At 68.3% G+C, this 24111-nt stretch carries 18 protein-coding genes; 7 read left to right on the forward strand and 11 right to left on the reverse strand.

Translation table 11 applies throughout. The features are described from left to right. Positions 1 to 184: 184 nt before the first annotated feature. Positions 185 to 1057: a sigma-70 family RNA polymerase sigma factor gene (locus tag KY501_RS45330; protein WP_224370979.1), complete on the forward strand. Its 873-nt coding sequence runs from the start codon at positions 185 to 187 to the stop codon at positions 1055 to 1057. Between the two features lie 6 nt (positions 1058 to 1063). Here the strand turns inward: KY501_RS45330 and KY501_RS45335 are convergent, their stop codons facing one another. The 4 genes from KY501_RS45335 to KY501_RS45350 form a co-directional block, all read right to left on the reverse strand. After that, positions 1064 to 2566, reverse strand: coding sequence for a Kelch repeat-containing protein (locus tag KY501_RS45335; RefSeq protein WP_224370981.1), 1503 nt, complete (start codon positions 2564 to 2566; stop codon positions 1064 to 1066). Positions 2567 to 2644: 78 nt separating this feature from the next. Further along, on the reverse strand, positions 2645 to 6088 hold the full coding sequence (locus KY501_RS45340) for a CHAT domain-containing tetratricopeptide repeat protein (protein WP_224370983.1): 3444 nt from the start codon (positions 6086 to 6088) through the stop codon (positions 2645 to 2647). 33 nt (positions 6089 to 6121) lie between these two features. Next, entirely contained in the window at positions 6122 to 7123 is a 1002-nt protein-coding gene (locus tag KY501_RS45345; RefSeq protein ID WP_224370985.1) for an ADYC domain-containing protein, read from the reverse strand. Continuing rightward, complete coding sequence (locus KY501_RS45350; RefSeq protein WP_224370987.1) at positions 7120 to 11127, reverse strand: bifunctional serine/threonine-protein kinase/formylglycine-generating enzyme family protein; 4008 nt, start codon at positions 11125 to 11127, stop codon at positions 7120 to 7122. The genes KY501_RS45345 and KY501_RS45350 overlap by 4 nt, the downstream gene beginning before the upstream one ends. Positions 11128 to 11262: 135 nt before the next feature. Here KY501_RS45350 and KY501_RS45355 point away from each other — a divergent pair, with 135 nt between their 5' ends. Both KY501_RS45355 and KY501_RS45360 read left to right on the forward strand, forming a co-directional pair. Continuing rightward, positions 11263 to 12087 carry a tetratricopeptide repeat protein gene (locus KY501_RS45355; RefSeq protein WP_224370989.1) on the forward strand — a complete coding sequence of 275 codons (825 nt, stop codon included), beginning with the start codon at positions 11263 to 11265 and terminating at the stop codon, positions 12085 to 12087. Further along, entirely contained in the window at positions 12087 to 13481 is a 1395-nt protein-coding gene (locus KY501_RS45360; protein WP_224370991.1) for an ABC transporter substrate-binding protein, read from the forward strand. The genes KY501_RS45355 and KY501_RS45360 overlap by 1 nt, the downstream gene beginning before the upstream one ends. A gap of 13 nt (positions 13482 to 13494) precedes the next feature. On the opposite strand, the gene KY501_RS45365 is transcribed toward KY501_RS45360, so the two are convergent. From KY501_RS45365 to bioB, 5 genes are all read right to left on the reverse strand, one after another. After that, complete coding sequence (locus KY501_RS45365) at positions 13495 to 14661, reverse strand: pyridoxal phosphate-dependent aminotransferase (RefSeq protein WP_224370993.1); 1167 nt, start codon at positions 14659 to 14661, stop codon at positions 13495 to 13497. Continuing rightward, positions 14658 to 14933 carry a hypothetical protein gene (locus tag KY501_RS45370; protein WP_224370995.1) on the reverse strand — a complete coding sequence of 92 codons (276 nt, stop codon included), beginning with the start codon at positions 14931 to 14933 and terminating at the stop codon, positions 14658 to 14660. Before KY501_RS45370 ends, KY501_RS45365 begins: the two co-directional genes overlap by 4 nt. A gap of 105 nt (positions 14934 to 15038) precedes the next feature. Further along, positions 15039 to 15782, reverse strand: a complete 744-nt coding sequence (gene bioD / locus KY501_RS45375) for a dethiobiotin synthase (RefSeq protein WP_224370996.1) — start codon at positions 15780 to 15782, stop codon at positions 15039 to 15041. Further along, positions 15772 to 16956 (reverse strand): 8-amino-7-oxononanoate synthase, encoded by a 1185-nt coding sequence (gene bioF / locus KY501_RS45380; RefSeq protein WP_224370998.1) that lies wholly within the window; start codon positions 16954 to 16956, stop codon positions 15772 to 15774. Before bioF ends, bioD begins: the two co-directional genes overlap by 11 nt. 4 nt (positions 16957 to 16960) lie before the next feature. Then, the gene (gene bioB, locus KY501_RS45385; protein ID WP_224371000.1) at positions 16961 to 17980 is read right to left on the reverse strand and encodes a biotin synthase BioB; all 1020 of its coding nucleotides are present in this window, start codon (positions 17978 to 17980) and stop codon (positions 16961 to 16963) included. A gap of 168 nt (positions 17981 to 18148) precedes the next feature. Between bioB and KY501_RS45390 the strand changes: the two genes are divergently transcribed. Further along, positions 18149 to 19825, forward strand: a complete 1677-nt coding sequence (locus tag KY501_RS45390) for an alpha/beta hydrolase family protein (protein WP_224371002.1) — start codon at positions 18149 to 18151, stop codon at positions 19823 to 19825. Positions 19826 to 19879: 54 nt separating this feature from the next. Further along, entirely contained in the window at positions 19880 to 20710 is an 831-nt protein-coding gene (locus KY501_RS45395; RefSeq protein ID WP_224371004.1) for a phytanoyl-CoA dioxygenase family protein, read from the forward strand. 14 nt (positions 20711 to 20724) lie between these two features. Here the strand turns inward: KY501_RS45395 and KY501_RS45400 are convergent, their stop codons facing one another. Then, a complete protein-coding gene (locus tag KY501_RS45400; RefSeq protein WP_224371006.1) occupies positions 20725 to 21609 on the reverse strand; it encodes a LysR family transcriptional regulator in 885 nt (294 codons plus the stop codon). A 110-nt stretch (positions 21610 to 21719) separates the two neighbouring features. Between KY501_RS45400 and KY501_RS45405 the strand changes: the two genes are divergently transcribed. Beyond that, complete coding sequence (locus KY501_RS45405; protein ID WP_224371008.1) at positions 21720 to 22352, forward strand: CHRD domain-containing protein; 633 nt, start codon at positions 21720 to 21722, stop codon at positions 22350 to 22352. Between the two features lie 15 nt (positions 22353 to 22367). Here the strand turns inward: KY501_RS45405 and KY501_RS45410 are convergent, their stop codons facing one another. Further along, complete coding sequence (locus tag KY501_RS45410) at positions 22368 to 23045, reverse strand: TetR/AcrR family transcriptional regulator (RefSeq protein WP_224371010.1); 678 nt, start codon at positions 23043 to 23045, stop codon at positions 22368 to 22370. Positions 23046 to 23116: 71 nt separating this feature from the next. On the opposite strand from KY501_RS45410, the gene KY501_RS45415 reads away from it, so the two are divergent. Then, on the forward strand, positions 23117 to 24016 hold the full coding sequence (locus KY501_RS45415; RefSeq protein WP_224371012.1) for an SDR family NAD(P)-dependent oxidoreductase: 900 nt from the start codon (positions 23117 to 23119) through the stop codon (positions 24014 to 24016). Positions 24017 to 24111: the final 95 nt, after the last annotated feature.

Consider the following 24111-nt stretch of genomic DNA (forward strand, 5'->3'; position numbering starts at 1 on the left):
ACTTCCCGAGCGCTCAGGCCTGGGAAGCCCGCGTTCCGAGACCGGGGGCGGGCGTTTCCACGCGTGGAAGTCCGACGTTCCACGCGTGGACGGCGTCACGCAGAGCGTTGGCCTCTGTTCCTGGGAGATCGCCTCCAGTCAAGGCAGACGGTAGGCTTCGAACCCACAAGACAGGACCCTCACGATGGCTCAGCACCCCACGCATGCCTCGGAGTTCGAGCCCGCGCTTCGCCGCGCATGGGAGACGGGGCGGCGCCGGTGGCCCCAGATCGACCTCCCCGCAGACACCTTCATCCCCCACCTGCTCCGGCTGTTGCCCGAGGATTCCGATACGGGCTCACTCGAGCCGCAGCTCCAGCCGCTGGACCTGGAAGGCCTTTATCTGGCGTGTGCCTGCGTGAACGCAGTCCCAGGCGCCCTCGATGCGCTGGAGCGGAACTACCTGGCGAAGCTCCCGGGGTTGCTGGGCTACCTCAAGCTGCCAGCCCCGGCCCTCGATGACCTCTGCCAGAAGGTCCGCTCCCATCTCCTGATTCCCACGCCCGACGGTGGATTGCGGCTCGCCAGGTACTCGGGCCGTGGGGCGCTGCTGATCTGGATGCGCGTCGTCGCCGTGCGCCTGGCCCTCAGTCAGGGCGTCACGACCCGAGAAACTTCGGATGAGGGGGCCCTTGCGGCGCTCGAGGCCATGCCGGCCTCGGAGACGGACACGGAGCTCGAGCTCATCAAGCGCCGCTACCGCCATGAATTTCGCCAGGCGGTGCGGGAGGCCTTTGCCGCGCTGTCGAGCGAGCAGCGATACCTGCTCCGGCTGCATTTCATCGATCGGCTGCCGACGACCCGGATGGGGGCGCTGTTCGACAAGGATCAGTCGACCATCTCCCGGTGGCTCAAGGAGGCCCGAGAGCAGGTGTACGAGGAGACGAAGCGCCACCTCCAGGAGCGCCTCCGCCTCTCGTCCCAGGAGTTCGACAGTCTCATGGATGTAATCAAGAGCCGGTTCGAGGTGAGCATGAGCCAGCTCCTGAAGGAGGACGAGAAGGAGGAGAGGCGCTGAGCAGCCCTACAGCTCGAGCAGCTCCGCGCTGGTCAGGGGGCTGCTGCTCGTATGACCTCCCGCCACCAACACCTGACCCGAGGGCAGCAGACAAGCGGTGTGGTGGGAACGAGCCGCACCCAGGGGAACGAAGGGCGACCAGATCTGGGACACCGGGTCATACACCTCCGTGGTCGCGAGGGAGATGGCGCTCATTCCCCCCACCACCAACACCTTTCCCGAAGGCAGCAGCGTCGCGGTGTGATGAGCACGGGCGGCGGCTAGGGAGCCCACCTGCGACCAGCGGCCAGAGGTGGAATCGTAGAGCGCCACCTCGGCGGTGTCTCCCCCCGCCACCAGGACGTGTCCCGAGGGGAGCAGCGTGGCCGTATGGTAGGCACGGCCCGTCGCGGACGGAGCGCCCGCCGGCGCCCAGGAGTCCATCACCGGGTCATAGAGCTCCGCGTCAGCCAGCTCACCCCGGGGGCCGTAGCCGCCCACAATCAGCACCTTACCCGAAGGCAGCAGGGTCGCCGTGTGCCCGTAGCGCCCCGTTGCCATGGAGCCCGTGCGGGTCCACTTCTCCGGAGTGGCGCCGTCATACAGCTCCGCGCTGGCCAGCGCGCCACCGACTCCGAATCCGCCTGCAATGAGCACCTTGCCCGAGGGCAACACCGTCGCGGTGTGCGCGGTGCGGAGCTCGGCCATGTTGCCCGCTGGAGACCAGGCTGAAGCGCTGGGGGCCGCCGGTTCGTACAGCTCCGCGCTTCGGAGCGTGCCGTCGGCGACGTTGTACCCACCGGCCACCAGCACCTGGCCCGAGGGCAGCACGCTGGCCGTGTGTCCCCTGCGAACCTGATGCATGTCGCCCTTGGAAGACCAGGTATGGGTCGCCGGATCGTACTCCTCGACGCTGGCGGGCCCATCCGCGGCATAGCGGCCGGTGACCAGCACCTTGCCCGAGGGCAGCACGCTGGCCACGTGGTCATGCCGGGCCATCACCATGTCTCCCGTGGAGACCCACCGAGGACAGGCCCCGGAGATCGTGAAGACCGTCGAGGTGGAGAGGCCCGAGGAATCCCGAATCGAGACCTGGAGGGTATGCGTGGCGAGGCCCGTTCCACAGCCGGGAGCCGTCCAGCGGATCTCGCTCGCCGTGGCGGTGTTGCTCGGGGCGCTGAAGGAACCGGCCTGGCTCTTCCAGGAGAATTCGAGGATGCCCTCGCGCGGCGGACGGGCGCTCACTCGGAGGGTGACCGTTCCGCCTTCCGGTGTCGCGGAGGCGGACTGCCAGGCCTCCAGGATCTCCGGCGGAGTGCTGGGCACGATGTCCACATCCTGCGACTCGGGAAGTTCGCCATCCTCGGACGAAGGAGGAGGCTCCTCTGCCGAAGGGAGCTGCGCGGATGGAATCTCTGCTTCCGGCGAGGAGGGGGACGGTTCCTGGGGAGCAAGACCGCAGCCCCCCATCCATCCAACGATCACCGCCGCGAGTAGCAAAGGCTGTGCCCACACACCGATGTATTTCATGGCCCCTCCAGGGATGACGTTTCACTGGGGGGACGGGGGGGTGCGGTCGAGCTATGCAGAGATTCTTTTCAGTGCCCCTCAGGGAGCTGTTGGCGCCTGGAGGGCCGGGGCCAGCCCCTGAAGGGGTTCATCCCGACCCAGGGCGATGAATGCTGCCCAGAAGTGGGGATGAGGCCGCTTGCGGCGCAGCTCCTTCATGGCCTCACGGAGGGCGCTCGTACGACCGAGGCCCGCCACCATGTGGCGGTAGTAGCCCTCCATGAGCTCCTGCGTCGCCTCGTCGTTGACCTTCCACAGGCTGGTGACGAGGGTTTCCGTCCCAGCGACAACCAGGGCACGACGAAGGCCATAGACCCCCTGGCCCGGCTTGACGTTGCCACGGCCGGTGTCACAGGCAGAGAGCACCACCAACTGGGTGCCCCAGAGGTCCAAGCCCGCCAACTCGAGCGCTGTGACGAGGGAGTCCTCGCGGCGCTGCGGGCCCGGCCCGGTCGCCGTGGCGTGAGCCCCCGCGAGCACCAGGCCGGAGCGAAGCAACGGGTCAGGGGGGAGCTGAAGGGGACTGCTTTCAGCAAGACCTCCCGGTTGGACCACCGCGCGTGTGGCAGCAGGGGCGGCAGCATCCTCGAGGAAGAAGCCGTGCGTGGCGATGTGGAGGATGCCTGGAGTGGCGAGTTTCATGAGCGCCTCCTTGCTGGCAGCGCTGCCGAGCAGGAGCCGCGCCTGCGGCAGCAGACGACGGATGGACTCGGCTTCCTTCCGAGTGCCGGGCAGTGGCGGAACAGGCCGGTCCGCGAAGTCCGCGCGCAACGTGGAGAAGAAACGCTCGAGCGAGGCGGAGCGCCTCGTTGAGGCGGGTGTGCTCTGCGAGATCGGCAGAGGTGCGGCAGCGAGTGAGCCGAAATCCGGATCCGCCAGGACGATCACGGAATGGGAGGGATCGAGGTTCTCGGAGCGAGGCAGAAGCTCCTTGCCAGAAGTGAGATAGGTGATGTTCCAAGCATCCACGAGGAAGCTACGACCATCGTGGAGTGCAGCGAAGGGAACGAGCGAGAGCTGCCCGTCGGGAGAGAGGAAGAGACGCTGCACCTTGCCGAGCCTCGGTACCAGAGGCTGGAAGGCGAGTGCATGGAGTGCCTGGGCCTCAGGCAGGTAGGAAAAGGAATTGCTCGCGAGCGTGTCACGCAGCCTCAGGGCGGCGGCGTCAATGCGTGCGGCTGGGCCGAGATCCAGAGCCTGGGTGCGTCCATCGGAGAACAGCAGGAGCGCCAGGTAGCGCGGCTGGCTCGGAGCTGCGGCGCCAGGGTTGGGGACGAGAGGGGGAGCTCTGTAGGAGACAAACTCAACGAGAGCGCCGTCCTTGGGAAGGGTGGAGGCAACCCGGTCCATGACTTCAGAGGGAGGGGGGAGCGCACGAAGCGCACGCAGGGGAGCCGAGCGCCTGGCAAGCTCCGCTTCGAGGGCGTCACCCTGGTCTGCCAGCTCTTGAAGGCGCTGCTGGTAGGCGTCGGCGGAGAGCTTGCCGGGCCCCGCCAGGGACAGGTTGGAGAACAGGGTGCGCAGGGCGCGCAGGCGCTCGAAGGTGGCCCGCTCCTCCTGTCCCAGTCCGCGATAGACGATGCGCGACGTGTTAGCGATCTCTTCGACGGAGCGGCCCTTGCGCAGGAGCGCGGCCGTGAGCGCGAGGTGGCGAACCTGTGCATTCTCGGGATGTGAGCGAGCGAGTTCGTAGAGGCGTTCCTCGCCCATGCGCAGCAGGTACAGTGCATTGGCCAGCCGAGCCTCCGAGAAGCCGTAGACCTCCTTGCGCAGATGCTGCTCGGAGATGGCGAAGGCCCGCTCGAAGAGCGGCATTGCATCGCCGAGGCGCTGCTGAGCAAGGCGTAGCCGGGCAAGCCCCTCGAGCGAGATGGCGACGTCGGGATGGTCCTTGCCGAGAGTCGCCTCCCGAAGGGTGATCGCACGCTCATACAAGGGCTCGGCGCGCGCGGAGTTCCCTTGGGCCTGGTAGAGCTCAGCAAGGGTGTTGAGAGAGCTGGCGACGTCGGGATGTTGCTCGCCCAGGGCTGCCTTCCGAATGGCGAGCGCGCGCTCATAGAGGGGCTCGGCACGCGCGTAATCTCCCTGGGTCTTGTAGAGACTGGCGAGGTTGGCGAGGCCCCGAGCCACGTCAGGATGTTGCGGGCCGAGGGTGGCTTCCAGAATGCCGATGGCGCGCTCATAGAGAGGCCTGGCGCGCGTGAAATCCCCCTGGGACTGGTAGAGCCTGGCGAGGTTGTTGAGCGAGTGCGCAACCATGGGATGTTTCTCACCAAGGGCTGCTTGCCGGATGGTGAGCGCGCGCTCGTAGAGGGGCTCGGCGCGCGCAGGGTCTCCTTGGTCCTGGTAGAGACTGGCCATGTTGTTGAGCAAGGAGGCAACGTTGGGATGTTGCTTGCCGAGCGCTGCTTCAGAGATGGCGAGTGCGCGCGCAAACAGGGGTTCAGCGCGCGCGTAGTCCGCCTGGAGCTTGTAGATAGACGCCAGATTGTTGAGAGGGACGGCAAGCCTGGGATGATCCTCGCCAAGAGTTGCTTGATAGATGGCGAGCGCGCGCTCATACAGAGCCTCGGCGCGCGCGTAGTTCCCCTGGTCATCGTAGAGGCGGGCCAGGTTGTTGAGTGATTGAGCGACATCGGGATGTCGCGGACCGAGGGTCACTTCACGAATGGCGAGCGCGCGCTGATACAGAGGCTCGGCGCGCGCGTAGTTCCCTTGGCTCTTGTAGAGCATCCCCAGGTTGTTGAGCGAGAGGGCGACGCGGGGATGCTGTGGACCGAGAGTCGCTTCCTCCATGGCGAGCGCTCGCTTGTAGAGGGGCTCGGCGCGCACGAAGTCCCCCTGCTCATCGTGGAGCACGGCGAGGTTGCCGAGCGATTCAGCAACGAGGGAATGTTGTGGGCCGAAGGTGGCTTCCCGAATCGCGAGCGCGCGCTCATGCAGTTGCTCGGCGCGAGCGTAGTCCCCTTGGACTTCGTGGAGAACGCCGAGACCATTGAGCGTCTGAGCGACATCGGGATGCTGCGGGCCGAGGGTCACTTCACGAATGGCGAGCGCACGTTCATACAGAGACTCGGCTCGCGCGTGTTGCCCCTGGTCTTCGTACAGAGCGGCCAGATTGTGGAGCGATTGAGCGACGTCGGGATGTTGCTTGCCGTGGGCTGCTTCCAGAATGGCGAGCGCACGCTGAAGGAGGGATTCCGCTCGGACGTAATCCGCCTCCAGGCGATGGAGGTCACCGAGCAGATTGAGACAATGGCCCACCGACGGATGTGTGCCGCCAAGCGCGGCTTCTCGCAGCTCCAGCGCGTGCTCGACGAGCGGTATCGCCTCTGAGTACTTCCCCGTCTCCCCGAGCCTCTGTCCCTCGTCAAAGGCCTTCTGCGCCTCGATGAGCCGTGCGTCCGGTGGTGCTGGCTCCACCGTCGCACATGCGGCACAGCACACCATGATGAGCGCTACCGTCGGGACCGCTCGCTGCATGCAACCCCCAGAGGGACAAGCCTCCCAGCCAGTCTAGCGGCCGTACGAGTGGTTTCGCAGCAGCGCCCCTTCCGTGGGGGCACCCTTGCGACGCACGGAGCAGCGGTCGCCCTCCCCAAGGTCGGTCTTCACGGCCTCGAAGCGCTCGGGGCACTGGCTCAGGATCATCTCCACGGCCTGACCGTCACGTGCTCGAGAAAGACACCGCGCTCCCTCGGGGCCCCATGCCGCTTCGAAGGAGGCCTGCTTCGGATCCCAGCTCTTCGACGGCTCCGTCGTGCGAGCGAGCACTCCCAGGCCATCGTAGACGTCGATGGGGCTGTTCTCGCGAGTGTGGGTGTGCCCATCGCCGCAGTAGTCGGCGCGAACCATGCGCGTGCACGCCTGGTGCAGCTCCTCCAGGGAGCGCCCGTCCTTCTTCGCCCAGGGCTTGTAGCCCCAGGTAATGCACTTGGCGATGGCACCGTTCTCACACGCGAAGGTGAACCTGTCCGCCACCGTGAGGTGCGCGCCCTTCCCATCCCAGACGCCCCGCACTGCCAGCGCCCGCGGTGCTGGCACCTCGGTGGTGGCGAGGCATGGGTTCGCCCATGACTCGGCCTGCGCGTTCCAGATCTCGATGCGGTACCACTCCATCGCCGGATCCTGGGCCGCTGGCTCGGCGCCGCACAGGGCGACCTCCACCGGCTGGCCGTCGCTCGCCGCACCCTGGAGCACGGCACCCACGAGTTCCTTGGACGCACGCTTCGGCACCTCCAGGTGCCCGTCCTGAAGGCGCAGGCCCTTGATCGTCGTGGCGCCAAGCTTCGCGGAGGCGAGGTCGACCGAGGCCAGCTGGGTGCTGGTTTCATCCGTGGCCACCTTGCGCGCGTTGCCCCACAGCAACGTGCCGTTGGGCCACACGCTGCGGTCGGGGGTCTGGCCCTGGCAGGGCTGGGGCCGGGAGCGGGCCTGCGGCTTCGGAGGTTGGGGCGCGTCGGCGTATGCGGACGTGCCACCCGCGAGGCAGGCGAGGACCAGGATGTGTTGTTTCATGGAGTGCCTCCAGAGGGCTTCTGCGGAAGAGGAAGAGAGGCGCACAAGCGGACGCCAACGCGAGCGTCGCGGAACGTAGACTGGAAGGCCTGGCGGTTGGCGACCAGCGTGCCGACGCTCCCGTAGTACCAGGCGCCCCCTCGCAGGACGACGTCGCCGATGTCCGGCACCGCAGGCTCGGTGAGCTCGAAGACGTTCCCCGCCATGTCGAGCAGTCCGAAGGGACTCGCGGAGGCCGGATGCGCACCGACCATGTCTGGCCCCCGATTGTCGGGCTCGGGGCCGTAGGTCAGATCGATGTTGGCATCGTCCTTCTCGAGCTGGTTTCCGTGAGGGTACCTGCGATCGTCGGCGCCCCGCGCGGCACGCGTCCACTCGTGCTCTCGGCAGAGGCGCGCCCCAGGCAGGCGCCCGGAGCGGTCGAGCCACTCGAAGTAGCCCTTGAGGTCCTCGGCGGAGACCCCTGCCAGCGGAAAGCGGAGCCAGTCTTGATCGCTGCGATGGCTCCGGCCGGGATAGTGCACGGGTCTACCGGCAGGTGCCGTGAGGACCTTCCCACTCTTCTCCAACCGGAGGGAGAAGCTCCAGAGCCCGTCAGGCTCTTTCCAGAGCCGGAGTGCACTGCCGACAGTGCCAGGCAGTGTCGCGAGGATCTGCCGTTGAGGCGACTGCTCCGGCAGCGTGTCGAGGTACTCCACCCAGTCTCCCAGGGTCACCTCGCTCTGCCCGATGAGATAGCCTTCCTGGAGACATTGCGTGTGCAGCGGCGCGCTGAGGAGGAACTCCCGCAGCTCTTCCGGATCCGCGCTGCCAGCGAGGAAACACCCAGGCGGAACGTAGACATAGCCCTCGGGCACCTGCCGGGCGGCCGGAAGTGCCAGGCGGATCCGCTCGTGCTGACCTCGCTCGAGCAAGAGGGGCAGATCGACCGGGGCCTGGCCCTCTTTCGTGAAGTGGAGGAGGTAGGAACCGGCGGGGAGGGCCACTCGGGCGAAAGGGTTCGTCACCCGCACACCAGGGTCGGGCATCGGTTTGGGCCGCCGTACCCCCTTGTCATCCTCCTCGTAGCGAACGAGGCCCACCCGGGCTCCCGGCGGATCCGTGACGAGTTCGAGCTCAGCCGGTATGTCGAGTCGGCCCTGCCACTCCGTGTCCCGAAGCGTCAGCCGCTCGAAGCGCTGGATGAGCCGAGTGCGCTCGGCGGTCCGATGGAACTGCTCGGCGAGCCGGATGCGCTCATAGATGAGCTCGATAAGGAGCCGACGCACCTCGGCGTGCTCATGGATGCGCTCGAGCGCGTCATCGAGGGCGCCTTCACCTCTGGCGTAGTGGGCATCGGCCTGTGCCAGCTCGTTGAGTGCCTGGTCCCAGGTCGCCTCGGCACGGGCCCAGAGTTCCCCGGGTGTCAGACTCTTGTCGGAGCGGGGGACTTCCTGGCCGTTGAAGAGTGCCAGCGCCTTCTCGCGGCTGGCACTCGCGTTCCGGCTCAGCGCGCGCCCCTGGTCGAACGCGATCCGAGCCTCGCTCAGTTGGGTTTCGACGAAGCGCTTCGTCTTCCAGGACTCCCACAAGCGCAGAGCGCCGTAGGTGCTCCCTACCGCGAGCACCAGGAGGAGTGCGGCGAGCCCACGACGCAGGCTCTGGCGGCGCACGCTCCGCTGGGAGGCCTCCAGGAAGGCCTGCTCGCGCGTCCCCAGGGAGGCCTTATCGAGAGCACGGGCCTCGTCGAGCTGGCGCCCTCGCCAGAGCAGCTCCTCGGCGTGCCCCAGTCGCGCCCACTCAGAGCCTGACGCTTCGATCCGCTGCCGGAGCGCGCGCTGTCCCGCATCCTCGTCCAGCCATTGACGCAGGGTGCTCCAGCTCGTGATGAGCGCCTCGTGGGCGATCTCGTAGCTCGTCCGGCTGCCCAAGGTCCGCGAGTGCAGGAGCCGGCCCTCGACGAGCGCCCGCAAAGCAGCGCGGGCCTGCTCCGAGCCCGTGAGCAGTTCTTCCTCGCTCCGCTGGATGCGGGTGCCCTCCGCGGTGATGAGGCGACCGAGCAGAGCGCGTGCGGCGTGCTGCGCGGACGGCTCCAGTCGCGAGAGCACCCCGTCCGCGTGTCGAGAGAGCGCGCCGGCGACTCCGCCCATGGCCTCGAGCGCCGCCCGGGTGATGCAGCCCCTGGCAGGATCGCGGCGCTCCCACAGCTCGGCCAGGGCGAACTGGAGCAGCGGCAGGCTGCCTGCGCCGCTGGCCATGGCCTCCACGAGCGTCTGGAGGAGCCCCTCGGACTCGAAGACCACGCCTCGGCTGCGTGCGGGACCGACGATGGCCTCGCGCACACCCTCGGGGGAAAGGGGCCGGAGCAGGTAGAGCGCCCGCTCGACCGGGTCTCCCAGGCCCGCCAGCGCACCGACGCGCGTGAGGAAATCGCCGCGCACCGCGAGGAGCACGCGCACGCCCTCCGCAGGGAGGGCCAGCTCTCCGAGGAGGGTGGCGAAGCGCGCGGCCTGGGCTGGCTCGCTGAGGGTAACGAGCTCTTCGAGCTGATCGACGAAGAGGACAAGGCCGCGTCCCCCCTGGTAGACGGCCCGCAGCGTCGGCCCCAGCCATTGCGGTGTCCCGGCAAGCCGGTCCCCGAGTTCGGCCTCGCTCTGGCCGAGGACCGGCGCGAGCGCCGCGGCCAGTGCCGCGAGCGGACGGCGGCCGGGCTCCAGCGTGAGGGTGGAGAAGTCGCGGTATCCATCGAGCGCGCCCTGGGCGATGCGGGGCAGGAGGCCGGCGCGGCACAGCGAGGACTTGCCCACGCCCGAGTCGCCAGCCACGAGGACCAGGGGCTGGCGGCGCAGCCGCTCGATCACGGCGCGGATGTCCGAGTCACGTCCGAAGAAGAGAGCGCGGTGCTCGGCCTCGAAGGGCGCCAGGCCCCGGTAGGGGTTTCCTTCGGGGAGCACCTCCGGCTCGTGGAGTGGCTCGATCCGCTCGAGCTCGGTACGGAGTGTCTCGGCCGAGGCAAAGCGCTCATCGGGCTCGACGCGAAGGCACCGCTCGATGAGCGAGGCGAAGTCGGGGTCGATGCCAGGCACGCGCTCGGTGAGCGGAGGGCTGTGAGCGAGCTCCGAGCCCTCCGCGAGTCCGGACGGGAGCGGCTCGCCCTCCACCGGGGGCTGATCGGGGCGAGGCCGCGGCGGCAGCATGCCGGTGCACAACTCGTACAGGATCAGCCCGAGCGCGTAGAGGTCGCTTCGCGGGGTAGCCGAGATTCCGCGAAAGAGCTCGGGGGCCATGTAGCGCGGCGTGCCCGCGGCGGTGCGCACGTTCCGCGGGTCCGCGTTCGTGCTCGCATCGAGGAGCTCGGCCAGCCCGAAGTCGAGCAGTTTCACCTCTCCCGCAGCGGTGAGAAGGACGTTGTCGGGCTTGAGGTCCCGGTGAAGCACGCCCTCGCGGTGGGCCGCCGCGAGCCCTCGAGCCAGGCCAATGCCGAGGCCCAGCGCACGTCGCCAAGGGACGGGCAGGGCCAGCTCCGCCAGGCTGTGCCCGACAAGGTACTCGGAGACGATGTAAGGCAGGCCGCCGACCTCGCCGATGCGGAACACGGTGACGACATTGGGGTGCTGCAGGCGCGCGATCGCGCGTGCCTCGGTCTGTAAGCGCTCGCGATCCCGCGTATGGGGTTGATGCGTGGCGATGAACTTCACCGCCACATGGCGATCGAGGGAGCGGTCGTGCGCCAGGTAGACGACGCCCATGGCGCCGCGGCCCAGCGGACGTACCAGACGAAACTCATCGAACTCCTCGGGAGGCCTCCAACCCGCGGAAGGGGGCTCGGGGGGACTGGCGGAGTGAGCCTCCTGGCTCAGCTCTCCGGCAACGACGGTGACGAGGAACTCATGGCAGTTGGGGCACTCAGCGGCATGGCGATGCGCCCGGGCGCGCTCCTCGGGCTCCAGCTGACCCTCGATCAGCCTGGCGAGTAGCTCATCCGACAGGCAGTGCGATTCATCCGGCGCGGCGCTACTCGGCATGAGTGCTACAGTGCAGCACCACGCGACAACCCCATGCAAGGGGTTGCAAGGCCCCCCCACCCGGACAGGTCCTCCCCACCCTTGTGTGGCCCGACACTTCGCCCGGCGGCGGGTTCGGCGCTAGGCTGGGGGGCCATGAGATTGGTCTTACTGGTGTCGATGGCCCTGGTGCTCGCGTCTCCCGCGGCGTGGGCCCAGAAGGGCTCGAAGAACCCCGCCGCCCTCGTGAAGGAAGGGGAGCGGCTGTACGGTGCCGGCAAGTATCGCGAGGCCGCCGAGGTGCTGAAGAAGGCCCAGGAGGCCCAGCCCAACCCCAAGCTCATCTACAACATCGCCCGCGCCTACGAGCGCGCGGGAGACCTGCGCGAGGCGCTCAGCTACTATCAACAGTACGTGGGGCTCAAGACCGAGGAGGCGGATCCCCAGCTCCTCAAGAAGTCCGCGATCGCCAGCGATCAGATCCGCGTGCTCCTCGAGAAGGAGGAGAAGACCGCCGCCGCCGCCGAGGCCGAGCGCAAGCGCCTGCAGGATGAGGCTGAGGCGGCCCGGAAGAAGGCAGAGGAGGAGCAGGCCACCGCCCGGCGCGCCGAGGAGGCCGTCCGGCAGCAGCAGGCCGCCGAGCAGGAGCGAGCCATGGTCTCCTACAAGCGCTCGCGGCTGGTCGCCTTCGGCCTGGGAGGCCTGTCCGCCGCCAGCGTGGGCGCGGGCATCTTCTTCGGCCTCCAGGCGCGGGACGCGCGCAAGACGTTCGACAAGGCCACCAACGTGGAGAGCAAGCAGACCGCGGCGGATGACACGCGCAGCAAGGCGCTGCTGGCGGACATCGGCTTCGGCGTGGGCATTGCCGCCGCCATTGGCGCCTTCGTCGTCTATCCCAAGGAAGGCCCTCCGGCGGAGGGCGAGGTGCGGATGACGCTCGCGCCGCGTGGCGCCGGGGCCGGTGTGGAGGTGAGCTTCTGATGCGTGCGTTCGGGATCCTGACCCTGTCCACGGCCCTGCTCGCGGGCTGCAGCTTCACCACCGCAGGCGGCCTGTCCGAGTGTGACACCAGCGCCGACTGCGGTGAAAACCAGGTCTGCACGCAGAACTTCTGCGTGGCGCTGCCGGCCGGCTGTGGAACGCACTATGGCGACCCGGCCGCGGACGCGGTGCAGATTGGCGCGGCGCTGCCCTTGAGCCTCTCGGCCACCAACCCCGACCTGGGCAAGGACGAGTCCGAGGTTCAGGGGCTCAACGCCATCCTGCTGGCGCTGGAAGAGATCAACCAGCGCGGCGCGGCCGGCAAGAAGATCTCCCTGAACTTCTGCGACACCGCCTTCGATGCCAACCGCACGGCGGTGCAGACGCAGTGGCTGGTGAGCGAGAAGAAGATCGTCGCGCTGCTGACGGCCGGCAGCACCCAGACGCTGGCGGCGGCGGACGTGACGCTGAAGAACAACGTGCTGACGATGAGCTCCAGCGCCACCTCGCCCGAGCTGGCCGCCGTGGCCGACAAGAATGGCGGCAGCGTGGGCCTGCTGTGGCGCACGGCGCCCTCGGACGTCATCCAGGGCAAGGTCATCTCCAACCTGCTCGTCAATGATGCCCGCTTCGACAGCGCGGCGAAGATCGGCCTGCTCTACCTGGACGATCCCTACGGCCAGGGCCTCTTCAACGTCATCACCGAGCAGCTGCGCACCACCTCGAAGATCGTCAAGTCCGTGCCCTACAAGCGCAAGGACGAGCCCTCCATCACCCAGGGCGTGACGCAGCTGGACGCGTTCGATCCGGACCTGACGGTGGTGGTGGGCTTCGAGGATGACGCGTCGCTCATCGTCAAGCGCGGGAGCAACACGACCAACCTCAAGCTCGGCTCGGGACACAAGTGGTTCTTCACGGACAGCGTCAAGGATGTGGCGCTGCTGGATGACGCGGCAGTGCGCACCCAGGTGCAGAACGCCTATGGCACCGCGCCAGCGACGAACGGAGGCCAGGCCTTCGCCTCCTTCCAGTCCCGCTTCGAGTCCACGTACAGCGGCACGGATCCGTCCAACTTCTCGTTCACCTCGCACGCCTATGACTCGATGTACCTGTTCGGGCTGGCGGTGGCCTACAGCCAGGGCACCTCGGGCTCGGTGACGGGCCCGAAAATGGCGGAGGGGCTCACCAAGATGTCGAGCGGCACTCTGTACCAGCTCACCTCCTCCAACTTCACCGAGGCCGCCACGGCGCTGGCCAACAACCAGAGCATCAACGTGGAGGGAGCCAGCGGCAGCCTCCAGTTCGATGAGGCGGGCGAGGCCCCCTCCCCCACCGAGCTGTGGCAGGTGTCCGGCAGCACCTTCGTGCACGTGGAGAACATCCCCGCTCCGTAGAGGAGACGTCCGCTCAGCGCGCGAGCTCGCGGACGAGCGGGCCCAGCGCGGCCTCGAACACGTCCGCGGGTGGCAGCAGCGACAGCACGAGGAACGCTCCGCCCGCGAAGTCGTAGAAGTAGCCGGGCTGCACCGCCACGCCCGCGTCGAGGAGCGCCAGACACGTGGCCTCCTCGCCGGGTTCCCGAGGGATGCGCAGCACCGCGCTCCACCCGCCGTGCGCGGGCACCACGTCCCAGGTGGCTCCCGAGGGCCGCGCGGCCACCAGCCGGCGTCGGTTGTCCCTCACCCGCTCCAGGAGCGCGGCCTGGAAGCGAGGCGCGTGCGCCAGGAGCGCTGGCAGGGCCTGCTGCACCGGCGTGCCCACCGAGAGGAAGGTGTCCGCCACCCACTCCAGCCTCGCCAGGGCTTCGTCCCTCGCCACCGAGGGACCATTCACGTGCGTCCAGCCGAGCTTCAGGCCAGGCAGGCCCGCCACCTTGGAGAGCCCGGAGAGGGAGAAGGTGAGCATCGGCAACGAACGCCCCGCCACCCTGGCCACGCGATCCGGCTCCGTGTCCCAGGCAAAGTCGGAGAACACCTCATCCGAGATCAGCGCCAACCCCGAGTCCACGCACAGCTTCGCCAACGCGGCCAGTTCGCCCTCGTGGAGGTAATGGCCCGTGGGGTTGCCCGGGTTGACGACGAGCACCGCGCGACTACACGCGTCACGCGCCGCCGCCACTTCTTCCACGTCCAGGCCGAAGCCGTGCGCGCGTGGCAGGCGGTAGGGACGAACCTCCACGTTCTCCAGGCGCGTGAGGTACTCGAAGAGCGGATAGCTGGGTGCCGGGACGAGCACGTTGTCTCCCGGCTCGCACAGCAACTTGAAGAGCCACCCGTACGCCTCGCTGGTGCTCGCGGACAGGATCAGGTGCTCGGGCGAGACGGCCGCGCCGCGAGATGCGAGATGCCGCGCCACGGCCTCGCGCGCGGAGAGCAGCCCCAGGGGCTCGGGCGCGTAGGTGAAGGCCGTGGGTGTGGCCAGCAGGCTTGGATCAGGCTGGGGCAGCCCCACGCGCGTGGGATTGGACTCGGTGAGGTCCGCCAGGGGCTCGCCTCGAGCCTTTCGCTCGGCCAGGGACTGCGCCAGGCGGTTCCATGTCCGTGGGAAGTCGGTGCGCGCGGAGAAGCCGCTCACAGGCCTGTCTGCAGCATCGCACTGGCGACGCGGCGGATCAGCTCGCGGCGAATCTCCGCGCGGCAATGCTCCACCGCCTGCTCCGGAGGCCGCTGCGCGCCCTTGCGTGAGCGCATCGCCGTCCGCATGACGAGTTCGACCTTCGCGGGCTCGAGCTGGAAGAGCCGGTGCCCTTCCTTCTTGAGGAAGTAGGTGATCCCGCGCGTGTCGAGGAGCTTCTGCAGGTAGCGCCTAGCGTCAGCCAGGAGCGTGAGGTCGATGATGTCCGCCATTCGCGATCGGGGTTCTCGCGCAGATCAAAAGACGCGTCCATTTCACGGCCGCGACACACGAAAACTTGCGCGACCTGTAGCAGTCCGAACGCGGCGGAGGCCGATTTATCGGCCTCGGGCGCGATGTGGGAGAAGTGGACGCAGCGCCGCGCGGAATGCGGCGTGGCGGCGGCGATCATCCCGCAGGAAAGGAACTGGACCGAGCACTCGAAGTCCATGTCGCTCTTCCAGCAGCAGCCGGTTGTCGCGCTCCGAAGGGTCTCGCGTGGGTGTGCTCCGGCTCAGCAGCACGGCCCGCACAGACAGCCCGCGATCCGTCAGGGCCTTGAGCGACAGAGCTGTATGATTGAGCGTGCCCAACCCCGCCCGCGCCACCAACAGCACGGGCAGTTGGAGCGCGCCGATCAGGTCGATGATGTCGCGCCGGGAGTCCAGCGGGACGAAGAGGCCACCCGCGCCCTCCACCACCACGGGGCCATGGCGCAGCCGCTCCCAGGCAGCGAGCGTGGTGTTCCAGTCAGGCTCGCGGCCAAGCCTGCGCGCTGCCACTCCGGGAGCCAGCGGCGCACGAAAGCGGTGCGGGCAGAGGGCGTCCACGGACAGCTCGCTCCGGGCCGCCGCGCGCATGGCGAGCGTGTCCGCGGGAGCCGCCAGGGGTTTGCATCCGCTCTCGTAGGGCTTGAAGCCCTGGGGCCGCAGCCCGGCATCCACGAGCAGGGACAGCAGAGCGCACGAGGCCTGCGTCTTGCCCACGCCGGTGTCCGTGCCCGTGACGAAGATCTGGAACGGTGCGGCTCCGCTCTGGGTGAACGGGTCCTCCGGGATCGGCTCTGGGGTTCTATCCGCCACGATGCACTCCGAGCTGGCGCAGCACTTCCAGTGCGAGATCGATGTGACCTTCGGTGTGAGCCGCCGAGAGACAAAAGCGCAGGCGGCTGGTGCCCTCGGGGACGGTGGGCGGGCGAATGGCCTTCACCAACAACCCTCGCTCCCGGCAGCGGCGCGCGGCGGCCATGGCCTCGTCCGCCTCACCCAGGATGACCGGGAAGATGGCGCAGCGAGGCTCGGCAGGGACTCCCAGGGCGCGCAGGCCGTTGGAGAAGCGGCGGATGTTGCGCCACAGCTTCTCCCGCAGCGGGACATCTGTTTCCACCACGTCCACGGCGGCCTCGGCGGCTGCACACAGGGCCGCGGGCAGTGAGGTCGAGAAGACGAAAGGCCGCGCCCGATTGAGGAGCAGCTCGGCCAGGGCGCTCGAGGTGGCGACGTAGCCGCCCAGGCACCCGAGCGCCTTGCTCAGCGTGCCCACGCGCAGGTCCACCTCCGCCTCCACGCCCAGTTCCTCGCACAACCCGGCCCCGCGCGCCCCGAGCACGCCGGTGGCATGGGCCTCGTCCACCATCAGCGCGGCGCCGTGCTCACGACACACGGTGAGGATCTCCCGCAGCGGGGCAAGGTCTCCATCCATGGAGAACACCGTGTCCGTCACCACCAGCTTGCGGCGAGCCGGCGTCTCCGCCAGAACTCGCGCGAGCGCCTCGACATCCGCATGCGGATAGATGACCACGCGTGCCCGAGACAGCCGGCACCCGTCCACGAGCGAGGCATGGTTCAGCGCATCGGAGAACACCGCATCGCCAGAGCCCACGAGTGCCGGGATGATGCCGGTGTTGGCGGCGAAGCCCGTGTTGAACAGGAGGACGGCCTCGGAGCGCTCGAAGGCAGCGAGCCGGGCCTCCAACTGGTGGTGCAGCGGGGTATCACCGACCACGATGCGGCTGGCCCCCGTGCCCACGCCGTGGCGCTCCAGCGCGGTCATGGCCGCGGCGCGCAGCGTGGTCGAGGACGCCAACCCCAGATAGTCGTTGGACGAGAAGTTGATGAACGTCTCGCCGCCCACGCGCACCACGGCGCCCGGCCCGGGCTCCAGCGGCTCCATGAAGCGGCGCAGTCCTCGCGCGGCCAGGGACTCCAGGTCCTCCCGGGCCCACGCGGTGGCGATCCCCTCGGCTTCCTGGCCCATACGCCTAACGCGACACGTCCGGCTCGAGCGGCTTGATGCCGGCCTTCTCGAGCAGCGCCATGTCCTGGGTGTACTCGGGATTGCCGGTGGTCAGCAGCTTCTCGCCGAAGAAGAGCGAGTTGGCGCCCGCGAGCATGCACAGCAGCTGCGCCTCCTCGTTCATCTGCTTGCGGCCGGCGGACAGGCGCACCATGGACAGCGGCATGAGCAGGCGCGCGGTGGCAATGGTGCGCACCATCTCCACCGTCTCCACGCGCTTCTCGTTCGCCAGCGGCGTGCCCTCCACCGCCACGAGCGCGTTGATGGGGACGGATTCGGGGTGCACCTCCTGGTTCGCCAGCGTCAGCAGCAGCTTGCAGCGATCCTCCACGGACTCGCCCAGGCCGATGATGCCGCCCGAGCACACGGAGATGCCCGCCTTGCGCACGCGATCCAGCGTGTTCAGCCGGTCCTCATAGGTGCGCGTGGAGATGATGTCGCCGTAGTGCTCGGCGGAGGTGTCCAGGTTGTGGTTGTAGGCGGACAGGCCGGCCTCGCGCAGGCGCTTCGCCTGGCTCTCGGTGAGCATGCCCAACGTGGCGCACGCCTCCATGCCCAACCTGCGCACGCCCTTCACCATCTCCAGGACGCTGTCGAACTGGGGACCGTCCTTCACCTCGCGCCAGGCCGCGCCCATGCAGAAGCGGGTGGCTCCGGCGGCGCGCGCGTTGGACGCGGCCTCGAGCACCTCCTGCACCGCCATCAACTTCTCGGCCTTGACGCCCGTCTTGTAGCGCGCCGCCTGCGGGCAGTACGAGCAGTCCTCGGGGCAGCCGCCCGTCTTGATGGACAGCAGCGAGCACAGCTGCACCTTGTTGTCCTGGAACACCTCGCGGTGCACCGTCTGCGCCTTGTGGATCAGCTCCAGCAGCGGCAGCTCGTACAGCGCGCGCACTTCCGGCAGCGTCCAGTCATGGCGGACGGTGACTCCCGGGGGCGGCGCGGCGAAGTGGGCGTGGCCGTGAAAGGACTCGGCGTCGGACATGGGCTCCTCGGTGGGAAGAGCTGCGCAAACTGCGCGGACGCCCGAGGGTTGTCAACGCTCCGGCGCCGACAGGTTGACGAGTTCTCCAGCCGCTGGTGGGATACTCGCACACCCCGGAGCCAGGCCTTGCGTGGCAGCAGGGGTGGATTCCGTCAATGATGGAGAGCCATGAATTTCCACTGGGACGATCCTGCCCAGCTCGAGGCCGAGCTCACCGCACTGCCCCCGCTCGACAACGCCGCGGTCGAGGCGACTGATGACGACTTCGTGGTGGATGCCGTCCGACCTGGGGCTCCGCTGGTCATCAGCTTCTCCTACGTCGTGTGGAACCAGCATCCACCTCTGTACTTCTTCGGGCGCAGCAAGAAGCTGGAGCAGCTCACGGGCCAGCCGCTGAACCGCATCCTGCTGCGCGACAAGACGTTCCACTGGTTCATGCACGGGATTCCCGGGCTGGGGACGGACGTCGATCAGGTCGTGGCGCGGCTGAAGCAGCTCATCGCGGCCATCCGCCCCAGCCAGGTGTGGTGCATCGGCGATTCCATGGGAGGCCATGCCGCGGTGCTGTTCGGCATGCTGCTGCGTGCGGACCGCATCGTCAGCATCGGGCCTCTGTCCCACTTCGATCCGGACCTGGCGCGGCGCTACAACGACAAGCGCTTCCTGTGGGCGATGGATGCCGTGGCCGCCGCGCCACCGGGCAACCGCTATCTCGACCTGCCGAGGATCGCTCGCGAGGTCGACTTCCAGGGCCGGCTCGATCTGATCATCGGCAGCAGCGCGGGCGAGAATGCTCCCGACGCGGTGAACATCGACGTCATGCATGCCCACCGCTTCGGCAACCTGCCGAAGCTCCGGATCCACTGCATCCCCGAAGCGCACCATGACGACGCGGCCCTGAACCTTTCCCGGAGCGGCAGGCTCGACGGCATCCTGCTGGAGTGCCTCTTCGACCAGCCGCCCCGCGAAGGAGCCCCGCCTCGGTTCGAGTGCTACATGCCGCGCGCCGGAGAGCCGGTCCAGGAGCGCCCAGCGGGGCGTGGCACCTTCAATGAAGAGCTGGCCACCATGCTGCGCGTCCTGCCCGGGTTCGATGAGAAGGCGAACAACGTGGCGGACCTCGAGGCAGCGGGGCAGGTGCTCCTGCTCAACAAGGCGACGCCGAATGCACCGCTGCTCCTCTCGTTCGGAGATGCCGCCCCCGAGCAGCCGGTGGGCTTCGACTTCTTCGCCATCAGCCAGAGGCTGAAGGCAAAACTCGGGCGCCCGCTCAACCGCATCCTGCTGCGAGATCCCCAGCGCCAGTGGTGGATGCGAGGCGCTCCGGGACTGGGCGCAGACGCTCTCGCTGTCGCGAAAGCCCTCGGTCACCTCATCGCGGCCATCCAGCCCGAGCGGATCGTCTGCCTGGGCAACGGCGTGGGAGGCTACGCGGCGCTCATGTTCGCGATGCTCCTGCGCGCCGAGCACGCCGTCGCAATCAACCCGCTATCACTGCTCGATGAGCGCTTCGCGCGGCTGTGCCACGACTCGCGCCACCTTCCCATGTTGGCGGCGCTCGACAGCGAGCCCCCCACGACCGGCCCGAGAGACCTGTTGCGACTGGCGGCGGAGACCCGGCATGCAGGCAAGCTGGACATCCTCTTCAGCACCGTGCCGGATGCCCAGAGCTGGCATGCGGGCAGCCACAGCGCCGTGCACGCGGAGCGCCTGGGCCTGTTGCCGAACTGCCGGCTGCATGCGTTCCCGGACTACGCCGAGGGCGAGCTGCTGCCCAAGATCGATCACCGGAAGATGCTCGTATCCTTCCTCCACCGGGTCGCGTTTTCCGATGGTCCGGCCTGACGCTAGACTCTCGCACGACCGCTGGATGTGCCCTTCCCGAAGAGAGGAGTTGTCGTGACCGCGCTGATCACCGTGTCCCCCGAGGAGTTCTCGCAGGGCGCCTTCACCCCCGAGTCGCTGAACCAGGCGCTCGCTCTCTACAACGCGTCGGGCTACCTAGCGATCGACAACGCCTTGGATGTGGACTTCATCCGCCAGCTCCGGGAGTCCTACCAGGCGGCCTACGGCCACCTGACCGAGGAGGAGATCGAGAAGACGAACCTGAATGTGGGCGATCACCGCTTCATGATCTCGCCGGCGATCAAGCCGCCCTTCTTCGACCCTCGCCTGTACGCCAACGCGTTCGTGATGCCCCTGCTGGAGAAGCTCCTGGAGCCGGGTTTCCTGATCAACAGCCTGACGTGCGTGACGTCCTACCCGGGTGCCAAGGAGCAGCACCTGCATGCGGACCATCCCCCGCTCTTTCCCCAGAAGACCCTGGGGGCCAGCCTCGATCCCTACGCCATTACCGTGGCGATCCCGCTGCTCGATCTGGACGAGAAGACCGGGACGACGGCCATGCTGCCCGGGACGCACGCGCACGTCGCGCTGGCCGACATCAAGCATGACCGGGCCCGCCACGAGCTGCCCTACGGGCGCATGGGCAGCTGCTACTTCATGGACTACCGGCTGTGGCACTACGGCACCGCGAACGTCTCCGAGCACCCGCGGCCCATCGTCTACATCGTCTACAGCCGCTCCTGGTTCGTCGATGCGACCAACTTCGCCAAGCAGCCCCCGGTGAAGATCCACCCGTCCGAAATGGTGCGGATCCCTCCGCAGCACTTCGGCCTGTTCAAGCGCGTGCTGCAGAACACCTCCAACACCATGGCGCTGGCTTCCTGAGCCGAGCCCGCCGCTCACAGGGGCTCGAGGGCCTGGCGGATGTGCCCGAGAACCCGCTTGATCTTGGGGATCTCGGCCAGGGCCTCGGGCACGCTGACGCGGACCGAGCGCTCGCGGCCCACCACCTCGGGCAGTACGGGCACCAGCAGATCCTCGGGAATATTGGGATCGGGCAGCTCGACGCTGGGCACCAACCCCACCCCCAACCCCGCGATGCAGCACGAGCGAATCAAGTGGATGTCGGCCGTGATGAGCGCCGGCTCGACCGTGAACGTGGCCCCTCGGAGCGTGGGCCAGATGCGGGCATCCTCTCCCGGCGACTCCCAGGCGAACAGCTCGTGGCCCTGCAACTCGTCCAGCGAGCGGGGGGTTCCTCTCCGCTCCAGATACTCCTTGCTGGCCAGCAGGCCCTCTCGCACCCGCATCACTACATGTGAGAGCCACGGCCCCCGGGGAGTGTCCTCTCCGAAGTGGACCGCCATGTCCACGTCATCCAGCGGTCCACCGAGCGGGTCCGCACTGAAGCGGGCGTGGACGCTCAACTGCGGATAGTGGGTCCTCAGCAGCCCGAAGAGCGGAGTGAGCAGGTGCGGCGGCAAGCCCACCGGCATCACCACCCGGAGCATGCCCGAGGGCTCATGGCCCACCTCGCGGATGGAAGCCAGCAGCGCGCTCGTCTCCTGCATCATGATGCGGCCGCGCTGGGCGAGCACCTCGCCAGCCTCGGTCAGGAGGATGCCCTGCCGCGTGCTCTTGAGCAGGGGCACACCGGCTCGAGCCTCGAGCGCCTCCACGCGGCGCCTCAAGGTCGTGCGCGATACCCCCAGAGACTCCGCGGCGGCCAGGAAGGAGCCGGTCTCCACGACGTCGAGAAAGGCGCGCAACTCTTCCAGATCCATGCTCGTGCCTCCGGTGCACAGCCATCGGACACCGAATGGCCATCTTTGGCCATCTCCCCCGCATGGGAGGGGCTACGAGTGGGAGCGTTCCCAACCCCGTGGAGTGCTCCATGCGCATGCCAGCAGCCCTCACCTTCGTCCTCGCTCTGTCCTCGCTGCCTGCCCACGCCAAGGACCCGGCCCTCGGCGCGACGACCTTCACGGTCTACGAGGCCTACATGAGTCCCTCCCAGCAGCCGGGCGAGGAGACGGAAGTCCCCAAGCTGCTGGAGAAGAGCCTGGGGTCCACGGCGCCCTCGACCCTGCGCGAGAACCGGAAGTCCCGAGGGTGGGGGCAACTCCGGTTCGCCAAGGACCTGAGCAAGGCCTACGTGGACGTCGAGATCCAGGGGGTGAACGCCGAGGACATCATCATGTTCCACATCCACTGCGGCCCGCCGGGAGTCCTGGGCCCCATCATCGTGGACTTCGGCGAGAGCGAGAGCCCCTCGAAGAAGCTCGCCAACGGCAAGATGTCCCTGGAGATCACCAACAAGAACATCGTCTTCATCAAGGACATGAAGGGGCTGAAGCCCATGCTGCCGGAGAGCTGCCCCGCGGAGCTGGGCTTCCCGACCCAGTCGAAGACGATCGCCAGCCTCGAGTATCTGGCGAGGAAGGGCGTGCTGTATTTCAACCTCCACACCAAGGCGCACACTTACTACGGGGAGATGCGCGGGCAGATCTACCCCGCCCAGGAGTAGCGGTGGACGGCGGGCTCACCGCCGGGCCGAGGCCGAGGAGACAGCCCTGAGGCGCCCCGCGCTGGCCTGGGCCGGCTCGGGGCGGAGATAGTTGAGGGCCAGCTCGCTCAGCTCGTCCGCGAAGGCCTCGCTGTTCAGGTACTCGGGCCTGTCGGTGACGGCAGCGTGGGTGAGCGCCTCCACGGCATGGACGAGCACGAAGACGGCCATGTCCAGGTTGCTCGGGCGGATTTCCCGGGCCCGGGGCTCGAGGAAGGCGCGGAGCAGCCGGAAGAGCCGTTGGGTGTACGGATCCACCTGCGAGTGCTGCCGCAGGCGGGGGAGCTGCTCGACGAGCATCCGGTGGAGCTGGGGATTCTCCGCCTTGGTGGCCAGCACGTGCCGCACGAGCGCCTTGATGACGACGGGGAGAGGCTCCTCGGCCAGCCTCACCAGCTCCGCCTCCACCCCCGCGACGCCCTGGGCGTGGTAGCGCTCCAGCACCGCGAGCACGAGCCCCTCCTTGGAGGGGTAGTACTGGTACAGCGAGCCAATGCTCACCCCGGCCTCCTGGGCGATGCGATTGGTGCTGGCGGCCTCATAACCGTCCTTGATGAGAACGCGAGCAGTGGCCGTCAGGATGACGTCACAGGTGGCCTGCGCGCGAGACTGGCGAGGCTTTCTCCGAGGGAGAACGCGAGGGCTGCGCGTCATGGAGGGCTCCTGGCGAAATGTGAGCGGAAGGCGAGTTGAGAACGTGAGCGAGTGCTCACATTCTGTAGCACATGACTGACCCCACTGCGAACCGTCCCCAGTTGCTCTCCCCCTCCGGTCCCTTCCCCTACCGCGGCCACCGGGCACTCATCACGGGTGCCTCGGGCGGCATCGGTGAGGCCTTTGCCCGCACGCTCGCGTCGCGCGGGATGAACCTCGTGCTCGTGGCGCGCTCGGAGGCCCGGCTGCGCACCCTCGCCACGGAGCTCAGCAAGGCCCACGGCATCCAGGCCGAGGTGCTCGCCGCGGACCTGAGCCGCGAGGGTTCGCCCCGCGAGCTCCACGCGCGCTGCGAGGAGCGGGGGCTGAGCGTGGACCTGCTCATCAACAACGCGGGCTTCGGCGGCCTGGGAGCCGTCGAAGGGCTGTCCTTCCAGAGCCAGCACGAGCAGGTGATGCTCAATGTCACCGCAGTGATGGATCTCTGCCGGCTCTTCCTGCCCGCGATGATCGAGCGGGGGTTGGGCGGCATCCTCAACGTGAGCTCCATCGCGGGGTACCAGCCGGTGCCGTACATGGCCGTGTACGGAGCGACCAAGGCGTTCGTCCTCTCCTTCACGGAAGCGCTGTGGGCGGAGAACCGCGATCGCGGAGTGCGCGCGGTCGCGCTGTGCCCGGGGCCGGTGGAGACGGGGTTCTTCGACGTGGTGGGTACGCGGGAGGCGGCCGTGGGAACGATGGTCACTCCCGAGAGCGTGGTGCTCGCGGGGCTGCGCGCGCTCGACCGAGGCAATCCCTCCGTCATTCCCGGCTGGCGCAACTTCATCCAATCCCACCTGCCCCGCTTCGCCCCGCGAGCCTTCACGGCGCGGATGAGCGCGCAGGTGATGAAGCCCCGCAGCCTGGCAGCGGCGGCTACCAGCGCCAAGGCGCCCTCGCTTCCCTCCGGCTCCTCCAGCACCAGCCGCTAAAGCCCCAGAGGACGCAGTGCCCCCCGGGCGAGCCTCGTACCAGCTGGTCCACTTGTCATACCAGTTGGCTCCAGGTTCCGCCGACAGGGGGGCCC

Origin of the sequence: Hyalangium versicolor (assembly GCF_020103695.1) — a bacterium.
GTDB classification, from domain to species: domain Bacteria; phylum Myxococcota; class Myxococcia; order Myxococcales; family Myxococcaceae; genus Hyalangium; species Hyalangium versicolor.

What these genes read in the sequence shown, in the direction of transcription:
- KY501_RS45330 (WP_224370979.1), top strand. Translation starts at nt 185, where the DNA reads ATGGCTCAGCACCCCACGCATGCCTCGGAGTTCGAGCCCGCGCTTCGC.
- KY501_RS45335 (WP_224370981.1), bottom strand. Translation starts at nt 2,566, where the DNA reads ATGAAATACATCGGTGTGTGGGCACAGCCTTTGCTACTCGCGGCGGTG.
- KY501_RS45340 (WP_224370983.1), bottom strand. Translation starts at nt 6,088, where the DNA reads ATGCAGCGAGCGGTCCCGACGGTAGCGCTCATCATGGTGTGCTGTGCC.
- KY501_RS45345 (WP_224370985.1), bottom strand. Translation starts at nt 7,123, where the DNA reads ATGAAACAACACATCCTGGTCCTCGCCTGCCTCGCGGGTGGCACGTCC.
- KY501_RS45350 (WP_224370987.1), bottom strand. Translation starts at nt 11,127, where the DNA reads ATGCCGAGTAGCGCCGCGCCGGATGAATCGCACTGCCTGTCGGATGAG.
- KY501_RS45355 (WP_224370989.1), top strand. Translation starts at nt 11,263, where the DNA reads ATGAGATTGGTCTTACTGGTGTCGATGGCCCTGGTGCTCGCGTCTCCC.
- KY501_RS45360 (WP_224370991.1), top strand. Translation starts at nt 12,087, where the DNA reads ATGCGTGCGTTCGGGATCCTGACCCTGTCCACGGCCCTGCTCGCGGGC.
- KY501_RS45370 (WP_224370995.1), bottom strand. Translation starts at nt 14,933, where the DNA reads ATGGCGGACATCATCGACCTCACGCTCCTGGCTGACGCTAGGCGCTAC.
- bioF (WP_224370998.1), bottom strand. Translation starts at nt 16,956, where the DNA reads ATGGGCCAGGAAGCCGAGGGGATCGCCACCGCGTGGGCCCGGGAGGAC.
- bioB (WP_224371000.1), bottom strand. Translation starts at nt 17,980, where the DNA reads ATGTCCGACGCCGAGTCCTTTCACGGCCACGCCCACTTCGCCGCGCCG.
- KY501_RS45390 (WP_224371002.1), top strand. Translation starts at nt 18,149, where the DNA reads ATGAATTTCCACTGGGACGATCCTGCCCAGCTCGAGGCCGAGCTCACC.
- KY501_RS45400 (WP_224371006.1), bottom strand. Translation starts at nt 21,609, where the DNA reads ATGGATCTGGAAGAGTTGCGCGCCTTTCTCGACGTCGTGGAGACCGGC.
- KY501_RS45405 (WP_224371008.1), top strand. Translation starts at nt 21,720, where the DNA reads ATGCGCATGCCAGCAGCCCTCACCTTCGTCCTCGCTCTGTCCTCGCTG.
- KY501_RS45410 (WP_224371010.1), bottom strand. Translation starts at nt 23,045, where the DNA reads ATGACGCGCAGCCCTCGCGTTCTCCCTCGGAGAAAGCCTCGCCAGTCT.
- KY501_RS45415 (WP_224371012.1), top strand. Translation starts at nt 23,117, where the DNA reads ATGACTGACCCCACTGCGAACCGTCCCCAGTTGCTCTCCCCCTCCGGT.